The organism is Pseudoduganella rivuli (assembly GCF_009674485.1).
GTDB lineage: Bacteria > Pseudomonadota > Gammaproteobacteria > Burkholderiales > Burkholderiaceae_D > Rugamonas > Rugamonas rivuli_B.
In genome coordinates this window covers 152,210-163,870 of record NZ_WKJJ01000009.1, presented here as the reverse complement: position 1 = coordinate 163,870, position 11,661 = coordinate 152,210, and the positions used below count along the sequence as shown (strand labels likewise).

The window sequence follows — 11,661 nt, the reverse complement described above, 5'->3', positions numbered from 1 at the left end:
TTTATGACACACCATGACACTCAAGCGCGACGATAAATTCATCTGGGACTTCTGGCATTTCGCCGAAGGCGGCAGGCAGCACCTGTTCTTCCTGCAGGCCGACCGCGCCATCGGCAATCCCGACCTGCGCCACTGGAACGTCACCATCGGCCACGCGGTCTCGGATGACTTGCGCCAGTGGGACTACCAGGGCACGGTGTTCGGCCCGTCGGCCAGCCCGGCCTGGGACGATTACACCACGTGGACCGGTTCAGTGATCCACGCGGAAGGCCGTTACCACCTGTTTTACACTGGCACCTGCCGTGCTGAAAACGGCGTGCGCCAGCGTATCGGCCATGCCGTGGCCGACAGCATCGATGGACCGTGGAGCCGCGTCGGCGACGGCCTGGCGCTGGACCTCGACACGCGCTTTTATGAAGAGCACGAGGAAGGCCGCTGGCACGACCGCGCCTGGCGCGACCCGTGGGTGCTGCCGCACAGGATCGACGGCATGTACCACATGTTTTTCACGGCGCGCCGTAACGACGGACCGAAATATGAACGCGGCGTGATCGGCCACGCGGTATCGGCGGACCTGGTGCACTGGGAAGCCACTGAACCGGTCTATGCGGGTGGCCACTATGGCCAATTGGAAGTGCCGCAAGTGTTCGAGCGCGATGGCCGCTGGTACTGCACCTTCTGCAATATCCGCGAACACTGGACGCAGGCGATGCGCGACGCGCACGGCGGCGGCGTCTCCGGCACCCATTACCTGGTGGCTGACCATCCACTGGGACCGTGGCGGCCGGCCGAAGGATTCCTCGATGGCGACGTGCCGTGCCGGCGCTACGCGGGCAAGATCCTGCACGACCCCGTCACCGGTGGCGACTGCCTGATGGCGTTCGTCGACACGGCGCCCGATGGCGGCTTCGGCGGCTACCTGTGCGATCCGCTTCCGCTGGTGCTGGAACAGGGGCGCTACCGTCTCGCCGATTTTTTGACACTGGAATGACAACGATGGACATCCGCCGTCGCGCAGCGGCAAAGGCGGAGTACGATAACCACAGGAGACCGTTTTGAAAAACACAACCACACCATGGCACGGCGCCGTGGCACTGCTGTCAGCGCTGGGCGCGCTGGGCATGGCCAGCTTGGCCGGTTGCGGCAGCGCCGCCACCACGAATGCGCCGTCCGCACCCGGCACGACGGCGCCGGCAGCCCCGGCGCCCGTACTGGCCGCAGCCTGGGCCTTCGACGAACAGCGCGGCAAGAGCGCCACGGAAACCGTGACGGGGCGCGCCGACCCCGTGCATTACGTGTTCAACCAGGCGCGCTACAAGCCGGCCTCCGACCCGCTGTGGCGCGGCGCCTGCATCAAGGGCGGCTGCCTGCTGTTCGACGGCTATTCCACCGACGTGGCGGCGCCCGGCCTGCCATCGGCGTCGCTGCGCAATGGCTTCACGGTCAGCGCCTGGGTCGCGCCCCACGCATTCGAATGGGGCGACGGCGACCAGTATTCCGCGTTCGCCAGCCAGTTCGACCAGCAGGCCAAACTGGGCTTTTCGTTCGGCGTGTACCGCTTCGGCACGTGGGGCATCAAGCTGGGCTTCGGCACATCCGTGCAGGACGTGCGGGTGCGCGACCGCAAGCTGCCGAAGGATGCGTGGTCGCACGTGGCGGCCAGCTATGACGCGGCGACGGGCCGCGTGCGGCTGTACCTGAACGGCGAGCTGGCGGCCGATGCCGCCGCGCCGGCCGGCGCGTTCGTGCTGCCGGCGGCGGCGCTGTCGCTGGGCCGGCATTCGCAGCCGACCTTGCTGGCCGGCGTGTTCCAGCTCAATACCTTCCTTGGCTTGATGGACGACGTGCGCATCCATACCGGCGCTGTCGGCGGCGATGAGATTGCGCGCACGGTGGCCGCCGACCTGGCGGGCCACGGCGGCAAGGCCCCGCTGCCGGCGCGGGCCGACATGACGGTGCCCGCGTCGGTATTCGACGGCGACCGCCACCGCCCGCAATTCCACGCGCTGCCCGATTCCGGCTGGATGAATGAACCGCACGCGCCGTTTTACTACAAGGGCCAGTACCACTTGTTCTTCCAGAAAAATCCGTTCGGCCCGTTCTGGCACCAGATCCACTGGGGCCACTGGGTCAGCCCGGACATGGTGCACTGGCGTGAAGTGGCGATTGCGCTGGCGCCGGAAGACGATACGCTGGCGCCGGACGGCATCTGGTCCGGCAGCGCCAGTTACACGGCCGACGGCACGCCTGCGCTGTTCTTCACGGCCGGTAACGACTCGCTGAAGCTGCGCGAGCGCACCGGCCTGGCGTTCCCGAAAGACACCGCCGATCCGGATTTGCTGGAATGGACCAAGGTGCCGCAGCCGGTGACCGTGCAGACGCCGGACGCCGGGCAGCAGGGCGATTTCCGCGACCCGTTCGTGTTCCGCCACGGCGACCGCTGGTTCCAGCTGGTCGGCTCCGTCGCGCCGGGACGCACCGGCACGGCGCTGGTCTACGAATCGCACGACTTGCGGCAATGGACTTACCGGGGGCCGCTGTTTTCCCTCGACGCCGCCAAATACCCGGCGTTCGTGCGCACGTTCGAGTTGCCCGTGCTGCTGCCGCTGGGTAAAGGCAAGGATGGCCGCGAGCGCCATATCTTCATGACGGACGTGGCGGCGCAGGCGTATTACTGGACCGGCGTGTTCGACCCAATTGCAGCGCGCTTTATCCCGGACAGCGAAGCGCCGCGCGTGTTCGACCTGGGCGAAAACCATTTTTCCGGTCCGAGCGGCATGGTCGACCCGAAGACCGGGCGCACCATCGTGTTTTCCATCGCGCAGGGCGAACGCACGTCGCAGGCCGAATGGGACAGCGGCTGGGCCCACAACGCCGGCCTGCCGGTGTCCATGTGGCTGGGCGACGATGGCGACGTGCGGCTGGCGCCGATCGCTGAAACCGCCAGCCTGCGCCAGGCGTTGCTGGTGGACTTGCGCGGCGCCACGCCGGCGCAGGCCGCCGCCGCGCTGGCGAACGTGGGCGGCGACATCCTGGAAGTGGAACTGGAGCTGGCCTATGGCGGCGGCGCGGAGCAGCGCGGACTGGCATTGCGCCGCTCGCCGGACGGCGCCGAGGAAACCCGGCTGTACTTCGATCCGGCGCGGCGCCGCGTGGAAATCGACCGCCAGCGCACCACGCTCGATCCGCAGGCGCGCTCGCGCGGCGTGCAGGGCGGTGCGCTCGATCTGAGCGGCGCACCGCTGCGGCTGCGGGTGTTCCTCGACCGCTCGATGGTGGAAGCGTATGTCAACGAACGCAAGAGCCTCACCAGCCGCGTCTACCCGACCCGTTCGGACGCCACCGGCCTGGCGCTGATGGCGGCAAGCGACGACCGTGTGCTGTCGCTGAAGGTATGGCGCATGGGCGCGGCGGCGAAATAAGGAGAATGGCATGGCTGCGATAGAACTGGCGGGCGTCGCCAAAGCGTATGCGGGCAGGGAGTCCGCATACATCCTGAAAGACATTTCATTTGCGATCGGCGACGGCGAATTCGTCGTGCTGGTGGGACCGTCCGGCTGCGGCAAGTCCACTTTGCTGCGCATGATCGCGGGGCTGGAAGAGATCACGGGCGGCGAGATCCGCATCGGCGGCGCGCGCGTCAACGAAACGCCGCCGGCGCGGCGCGGACTGTCGATGGTGTTCCAGAACTATGCGCTGTATGCGCATATGAGCGTGTATGAAAACATCGCGTTCGGCCTGAAGCTGGCGCGCGTGCCGAAGCAGGAGATCGACCCGGCCGTGCGCGATGTGGCGCGCATGCTGCAACTGGAGCATTTGTTGCAGCGCCGCCCGCCGCAATTGTCGGGCGGCCAGCGCCAGCGGGTGGCGATCGGCCGCGCCATCGTGCGCAAGCCGCGCGCTTTCTTGTTCGACGAACCGTTGTCGAACCTCGATGCGGCGCTGCGCGCCGACATGCGCGTGGAAATCGCCCGCCTGCACCGGCAACTGGGCGCCACCATGGTGTACGTGACGCACGACCAGGTCGAAGCGATGACCTTGGCCGATCGCATTGTCGTGCTCAGCCCCAACGGCGTGCAGCAGATCGGCGCGCCGATGGCGCTGTACGACGCGCCGGCCAACACCTTCGTGGCGGGCTTTATCGGCAGCCCGAAAATGAACCTGGCAGGCGGCGCCATCGACGTGCTGGGACGTCTGCAGTTCGGCGGCCTGGCCGTGCCGGGATGGAGCAATGTCGCCGCGCGCGGCCAGGACGTGACCGTGGGCATCCGTCCCGAGCATTTGCTGGCCGACCCGGGCGGACCGTTGCGGGGCAGGGTGGCGCTGGTCGAGCGGCTGGGCGCGGAATCGCATGTGCACCTGGCGCTGCCGGGCGTGGAGCGGCCGCTGGTGGCTGCCATCCATGGCGAGCCGCCCGCTGTCGACAGCGAATGGGCGTGCCGGCCCGCGCCCGGCCGCGTGCACGTGTTTGACCAGGCCGGTCGCCGCATCGAAACCGATCGTGCGGTATTGGATGAACAGGATGGCCGGGACGGCGACGCGCCGGCCCGGGTGATCAACCAGCAGGAGGTGGCGTCATGATCGTGGTGTGTGGTGAAGCGTTGTTCGATGTGTTTCCCGGCCAGGCCACGGCTGCCGGGTTCGGCCTGTCCGCCTGTATCGGCGGCTCGCCCTTCAACGTGGCGGTGGGGCTGGCGCGGCTGGGGGCGAAGGCAATGTTTTTCGGCGGCCTGTCGCACGACTTGTTCGGGCGGCGCCTGCACCATGCGCTGGCTTCGGAGCGGGTCGACTTGTCGGCGGCCCCGCGGCCCGCCGCAAACACGGCGCTGATGATGGTTTCGGTCGGCGCTGACGGTGCGCCGGACTACGCGTTCCATGGCGCGGCCAGCGCCGACCGCATGGTGCGGGTTGATGACCTGGAGCGCGTGCCGCGCGATGTGCAGGCCCTCCACGTCGGCTCGTATTGCATGGTGGTGGAACCGGTGGCGGCGGCGCTGCGCGCGCTGGTGGAGCGGCAGCGCGGCGCCAGCCTGGTGGCATACGACCCGAACGTGCGCCTGATGGTGGAACCGCGCACCGCCGCGTGGCGCGATGCGCTGGAATGGATGCTGGCGCGCGCCGACCTGGTCAAGATCAGCGACGAGGATTTGCACGCGCTGTACCCGGGCCGTCCCGCCGCCGACTTCATGGCGCAGGCCTTGGCGGCCGGCGTGGCGCTGGTGGTGGTGACGCGCGGCGGGCAGGGCGTACTGGCCGCGACCAGGCGCTGTCCCGCCATCGAGGTGCCGGCGGCGCCGGCCGACGTGGTCGATACGGTCGGCGCGGGCGACACGTTCCAGGCCGCGCTGCTGGCGCAACTGTCGCGCACGGGCAGGCTGTCGCGCCAGGCATTGGAAACCATGGATGGCGGCGCCGTGAGGGAACTGCTGTGCTTTGCCGCCCGCGCGGCCGCCATCACCTGTTCGCGCCGGGGCGCCGACCTGCCGTATTTCGATGAAGTGGCGTTGTAAAAATGCATCGAATGACAACGATAGACATTTTTTGAGTTACTATTGATCCGGCATGACAACGGTGGACATCAGCTAAAAATGACAACGATGGACAATTCGTTTGCCAGGGCGGATCGCCGATTAAAGGAGGGTGCGACAACAGCACGCAAGCGGGGCGGCCGCCGCTGCGACAAGTGCGGCAAGACGGCCGGGATGGTAAAAACAAGTTCAAACCTGGAGACATTCTTTATGCGTTACTCGATTTCCCGTTACATTGGGCGCTCCGCCGCCCTGGCAGTGTGCCTGGCGCCGGCACTGGTGTTTGCCCAGGCGGCGCAAAGCGCGTCCGGCGCCGCGGGTGCCGCGCCGGCAGCCCCCAATGCCGCAGAAAAGACCGATGAAACCCACCCGGTGGTGATCGTGACGGGCGTGACCCGCACCACCACCAAGAAAAATGCCACGTTCTCGATCAATACGCTGAGCGCGGAAGACATCCAGAAACTGGCGCCGGCCAGTACCGCCGACCTGCTGTCGAATTTCCCCGGCATTTATGCCGAGGGCGGCACCGCCGGCGAAGCGTCCAACAACATCACGGTGCGGGGCCTGCCGGTGGTGGGCGGCTACCGCTTCGCGCCGCAATTGATCGACGGCTTGCCGGCCTATGAAGAGCCGGAGGCGCCGCTGATGAACAACGACGTGTTCATCCGCGACGACCTGATGACGGAAAGCGTGGAAGTGGTGAAGGGCGGCACCGGCGGCATCCTGTATTCGAACGGCCTGGGCGCCACCGTCAACCACGTCAGCCGCACCGGCGGCGATCACCTGGAAGGCGGCTACAAGATCGAATATGCCGATTACGGTTTCTGGCGCCACGATGCGTTCCTGTCCGGACCGCTCAGCAAGAACCTGAAATATGCCGTGGGCGGCTTTTACCGCAAGGGCGACGGCATCCGCAACACCGGCTACACGGCCGACAATGGTGGCCAGGTACGTGGCAATCTGGTGTACACCAGCGACGACCGCCGCACCACCGCGCGCATCGACGGTTTGTACATCAACGACCGCACCGCGTTTTACCAGAATTTGCCGATTTCAGTACCGCGCCTGACGCAAAGCGGCACGCCCTCGGCGCCGACCATCATCAGCCAGGACACCATTCAGCCGCTGGGCATCGAATTTGCGCACGGCACCACGGCGTCGCCCAATAACCGCCGCTTCACCATGATCGGCGAATACGGCACGCGCGTGGTGGACCAGGCGGACGGCATTCATCCTGACTTCCGCATGCTGACCCTGAAGCTCGAACATGAATTCGACTCGGGATGGAAACTGTCGTCCGGCGTGCGCCACACCACCGGCAGCAACGGCTTCAACGCGGTCTTCACCGGCAACGACACCGCCTATGCATCGGCGTTCCTGAACGCGCGCTACCAGAACGACGTGATTTCGCCCGCGCACGGCGCGGCGCTCAGCTGCAATCTGTCGAACGTCAAGCTGAATGGTTATTTCAACGTGCCGCAAACCGGCGCGTGCGCGGCGTTCGCCAACATCAGCCGCGACGACTTCGTGAAGAAATATGCGAAAGCCGTGGGCGTGGCCGGGCGCTGGCTCAATGACGGCAGCGTGGTGGCGCCCAACGCCTACCTGAATTTCCTGATCCCGTTCGTGGCACGGGTCGATGCGGGCAGCACGTCGCTCGATTTGAAAGCGCAAAAAACCTGGGAACTGGCCGGTACCCACGATATGACGTTTGGCCTGTATGGCAGCCATTACACGTTCAACCCGAACTTCCAGGCATCGCTGATGGTCGGCGAGAGCGCCGCCAATGCGCGCATGGCCGAACTGACGGCGGTGGATGCGACGGGCCGGCAGGTGGGGCCGTCGCTGACCACCGGCAGCGCCATCCTGCCGGGCTGGTTTGGTTTCGACAGCCACCTGGACGCCAGGGGCCGCGCCGGCTACGTGCTGGACCACTGGGAATCCCTGGGCGGCAAGCTGAAGATGGATGCCGGCGTGCGCTGGCAGGATGTGCATGCGCGGGTCGACCGCCGCGACCGCGATACGGCCGTGGACATGACGCCGGCAGGCGTGGTTCCCGGATCGCTGCAGGACACGGCGGCCGACAATGAAATCCTGGTGCCGGGCAAATCGCACCTGATGGACAGGACATTCCGAGGCCTGGGCTGGTCGATCGGCGCCAATTACAGCATCAGCAAGCCGCTGGCGGTGTATGGCCTGGTGTCGAGTTCGTTCCGCCTGCCCAGCCTGGAAGACTTGAACAATCTCAGCACCGCGGGACCGACCATTGTCGATGGCAAGCAGGTCGACATCAGCGCGGTCGAGCATATCCGCCAGTACGAGGGCGGCTTGCGCTACCTGACGCGTGAATTCGGCGCGGCCGTGGCGCTGTTCTACAACGACTTCTCGCCGCGCAGCGCCGTCAATATCTACAAGGATATCGAGTCGTCGCGCTGCACGTCGCTGGGCGGTGTCACGCAAATCAATTCCTGCCCCGACGTGGCGCAACTGTACAAGCGCGGCGTGAAGAACGTGGGGACGGAAATCGAGCTGACTTGGCGGCCGCGCATGGCCGATGGCCTGGAGCTGAAGGGTAACTTCGTGATGCAAAACCCGAAGATCACGGGCGCCAATTACACGTTCACGCAGGAAGACAAGAACGCGCAGGGCGTGATCACCGGCTACCACTACGTGCACGTCAGCGAGGATGGCCGGCGTCCGCGCCGCCTGGCCAAGTTCATGGCGAACTTCATGCCGTCGTATGACCTCAAGCCCGCCACCGGGGTGCCGCTGACCGTCTATGGCCAGTATCAGTACTACGGTTCGCGCTTCTCGGAGGCGACCGACGCCAACGTGACCCTGTTCCCGTCCTACCACCTGATCAACGTGGGCGCGCAATACCAGGCGACGCCGCGCCTGACCGCGCAAGTGTTCGTGGCCAACCTGACCAACCAGCTGTCGTTCACGGAAGGCGACCCGTTGTTTACGGACTTGCTGTCGCCGGACGGCACCCGCAACCGTGGCGTGGCGCGGCCGCTGTTCGGGCGCACCATCCGGGCCAGCCTGACGTACCGGTTCTGACCCGGCGTCCGGGGGCGGCGCGGCTTACGCGCCGGTCGCCACCGGACGGGATTTGTCCGAACACCATTCGCTCCACGACCCCGGGTACAGCGCGGCGCCATGCATGCCCGCCAGTTCCAGCGCCAGCAGGTTGTGGCACGCCGTCACGCCGGAGCCGCACTGCATGATGGCGTTGGCCGGATTCGTGAACAGGTGGGAAAATTCCTGCTTCAACTGCGCGCCCGGCTTGAAGCGGCCGTCCGGCTGCAGGTTATCCTTGAAGAAGCGGTTTTTTGCGCCCGGGATGTGGCCGCCGACTGGATCGATGGTCTCGTTCTCGCCCCGGAAGCGGTCGTGTGCGCGCGCATCGATGACCTGGCGGCGGCCGCTGGCCAGGTTTTCCACCACGTCGGCCACGGAGACGGTCGAGGTCAGGGTCGGGCGCTCCGTGATGTGCCCGCGCGCACGGCCGACCGTCGGCGTCACCAGCGGCAAGCCTTCCGCCTGCCAGGCCGCCATGCCGCCATCGAGCACGGCCACGGCCTGGTGGCCGATCCAGCGCAGCATCCACCACAGGCGCGCCGCATACATGCCGCCATGGGCATCGTACGCCACCACCTGGGTGTCGTCGTTGATGCCCCAGTTGCGCAGGGTTTCAATGAAGGTGGCGCGGTCCGGCAGCGGGTGGCGGCCTTTGAACACGCCGTCGAGCGCGGCTTTCGGGCCGGACAAATCGTCGTCGATGGAGGCAAATTGCGCATTCTGGATGTGGCCGATGGCAAAGCCTTCGCGGCCCGCGTTCGGCATCAGCAAGTCATGGCGGCAATCGAGGATGATCCAGTTCGGGTCCGTCAGGTGCTGGGCAAGCGTGGCAGCGCTGATCAGGGTGGTGTGCATATGCAGCATGGTCTTGTGTCCTTATTCGCTGGCGATGGGATCGGTATCGGCAATGGCTTTGCCGCGTTCCGTGCTGCGGGTATTGTAAAACGTTGCGGCGCTGCCCGACGCAAGAATGATGGCAATTCCCAGCCAGGCGTGCCAGTCGAACGAGTCGGCAAACACCAGTACGCCCCAGGCACTGGAAAACACGATGCCGGTGTATTGCAGGTTGGCCACCACCAGCGTCTTGCCCAGCCTGTAAGCGCGCGTCATGGCCACCTGGGCCGACGTGGCCAGCAAGCCGATGCCCAGCAACAGGGCAAAGTTGCGCCAGCTGTCGATGGCGTGCCAGGTGACGGCGCCGGCGCCGGCTTCCAGTATCTGGCCACCCACGCCGGCCAGCAAATTCGATACGCAGAAATAAAACACCACGCGGTATTCCGGCTCGCCCAGCTGACCGAGTTTGCGCACCTGCAAATACGCCATGGCGGTCAGCACGCTGGAGCCCAGCGCCATCAGGGCCGGACCCAGCTGGTCTTTCTCGAATGCCGGCTGCAACAGCAGCACCACGCCGACAAAGCTCATGAAGACAGCGGCAATCAGCGGCCATTCGATATGGCCGGTGCGGTGCCACCAGCCATGGGTGAACAGCCATAGCGCCATCCAGATCGGCGCCATGTAATTGAGGGTCATGGCCGTGGCAAGCGGCAGCTGGCCGATCGAGTGGAACCACAGCCACAGCGACATCACGCCGACCACGCCGCGCCACGTATGGGCCCAGGCGTAAGCGGTTTTCAGGGTGCCGCCCTGCAGGCGGATCATGGTGTACAGGATCGTCATGCCGATGATGCCGCGGTACATGACGAGTTCGGAGGTGGTATAGATTTCCGAGGCCAGCTTGACGCACACGCCCATGGCGGCGAACAAGAAACTGGCAAACAACATCCACAGAGAGTGCATTCCTGATTCCCAAAACACTGCGGGCGCGGGGCAGGTTGTACAACCCGCCGCGCGCCCGCGAATTACTTAAACATCCAGCTTACTTCGATACCACTCGTGGAAGTGCTGCATGCCGTCTTCCATCGGCGATTGATACGGGCCCGCGTCGTTCTCGCCCCGTTCCATCAGGATCTTGCGTCCCGCATCCATGCGCAGGGCGATTTCGTCGTCTTCCACGCAGGTTTCCATGTAGGCGGCCCGTTCCGCATCGACGAATTCGCGCTCGAACAGCACGATTTCTTCCGGATAGTAGAACTCCACCACGTTGCGGGTCTTTTGCGGACCGATCGGCCACAAGGTTGACACCACCAGCACGTGCGGATACCACTCGACCATGATGTTCGGATACAGCGTCAGCCAGATCGCGCCATAGGGCGGCGGTTCACCATTGCGGTACTGGAGTACCTGCTCGTGCCACTTCTGGTAGACCGGCGAACCGGATTTACGCAAGCCACGGTTCACGCCGACGGTCTGCACGCTGTAATCGGCGCCGAATTCCCAGCGCAAGTCGTCGCAGCTGACGAACGCGCCCAGGCCCGGATGGAATGGCTCGACGTGGTAATCCTCCAGGTAGACTTCAATGAACGTCTTCCAGTTGTAGTCGCACTCGTGCACTTCCACGTGGTCGAACATGTAGCCGCTGAAGTCCAGGTCCTTCGTGACGGACAGGTTCTTCAGCTTTTCCATGACGTTGTAACCGTTTTGCTCGAACTGCAGGCCGTTCCAGCTTTGCAGCCGGGTCTTGGGCAAGTTCAGGCAAGGCGTTTCGGCGAAGTGCGGTGCACCGATCAATTCGCCTTTCAAATCATAGGTCCAGCGGTGCAGCGGGCAAACAATGGTGTTGGCATTGCCGCGGCCATTGAACATCACGGCCTGGCGGTGACGGCAGACATTGGACAGCACTTCCAGGCCATTGGCGTTCCGCACCAGCATGCGCCCTTCGTTTTCCGCCGCGAGCGTCATGAAATCGCCCGCGTTCGGCACCATTAATTCATGCCCGACATAGCGCGGGCCGGCTTTAAACAGAGACTGCAATTCACGCTGCAGCAGCGTTTTGTCAAAGTAGACGTTGACTGGAAGTTGCGCGTTCGAGCGCGCCAGCATGGCGTGGGTAGCCAGATCGGACATCCCAACCCCCCTTAATTAGAGTACAGCAACCAAGAAGAGACAGAATCCGTAAAGACCTGTGTCAGTTTCAGAAACGGTATTTCGGACA

8 protein-coding genes are annotated in these 11,661 nt (G+C 65.2%); 5 read left to right on the top strand and 3 right to left on the bottom strand.

Features of this window, described 5'->3' with window-relative positions; genetic code table 11:
• Positions 1-13 precede the first annotated feature (13 nt).
• The 5 genes from GJ700_RS15755 (at position 14) to GJ700_RS15735 (ending at position 8,588) form a co-directional block, all read left to right on the top strand.
• Entirely contained in the window at positions 14-991 is a 978-nt protein-coding gene (locus tag GJ700_RS15755; protein WP_154375467.1) for a family 43 glycosylhydrolase, read from the top strand.
• 64 nt (positions 992-1,055) lie between these two features.
• A complete protein-coding gene (locus tag GJ700_RS15750; RefSeq protein ID WP_154375466.1) occupies positions 1,056-3,422 on the top strand; it encodes a GH32 C-terminal domain-containing protein in 2,367 nt (788 codons plus the stop codon).
• Positions 3,423-3,432: 10 nt separating this feature from the next.
• Positions 3,433-4,581 carry an ABC transporter ATP-binding protein gene (locus GJ700_RS15745; protein WP_154375464.1) on the top strand — a complete coding sequence of 383 codons (1,149 nt, stop codon included), beginning with the start codon at positions 3,433-3,435 and terminating at the stop codon, positions 4,579-4,581.
• Positions 4,578-5,510, top strand: a complete 933-nt coding sequence (locus GJ700_RS15740) for a carbohydrate kinase family protein (protein WP_154375462.1) — start codon at positions 4,578-4,580, stop codon at positions 5,508-5,510. The genes GJ700_RS15745 and GJ700_RS15740 overlap by 4 nt, the downstream gene beginning before the upstream one ends.
• 228 nt (positions 5,511-5,738) lie before the next feature.
• Positions 5,739-8,588, top strand: a complete 2,850-nt coding sequence (locus GJ700_RS15735) for a TonB-dependent receptor (protein WP_195763916.1) — start codon at positions 5,739-5,741, stop codon at positions 8,586-8,588.
• A 24-nt stretch (positions 8,589-8,612) separates the two neighbouring features.
• Here the strand turns inward: GJ700_RS15735 and GJ700_RS15730 are convergent, their stop codons facing one another.
• The 3 genes from GJ700_RS15730 to GJ700_RS15720 form a co-directional block, all read right to left on the bottom strand.
• Positions 8,613-9,464, bottom strand: coding sequence for a sulfurtransferase (locus GJ700_RS15730; protein ID WP_154375771.1), 852 nt, complete (start codon positions 9,462-9,464; stop codon positions 8,613-8,615).
• Between the two features lie 21 nt (positions 9,465-9,485).
• The gene (locus GJ700_RS15725; protein ID WP_154375458.1) at positions 9,486-10,406 is read right to left on the bottom strand and encodes a DMT family transporter; all 921 of its coding nucleotides are present in this window, start codon (positions 10,404-10,406) and stop codon (positions 9,486-9,488) included.
• 66 nt (positions 10,407-10,472) lie between these two features.
• A complete protein-coding gene (locus GJ700_RS15720; protein WP_154375456.1) occupies positions 10,473-11,573 on the bottom strand; it encodes an aromatic ring-hydroxylating oxygenase subunit alpha in 1,101 nt (366 codons plus the stop codon).
• Between the last annotated feature and the right edge of the window lie 88 nt (positions 11,574-11,661).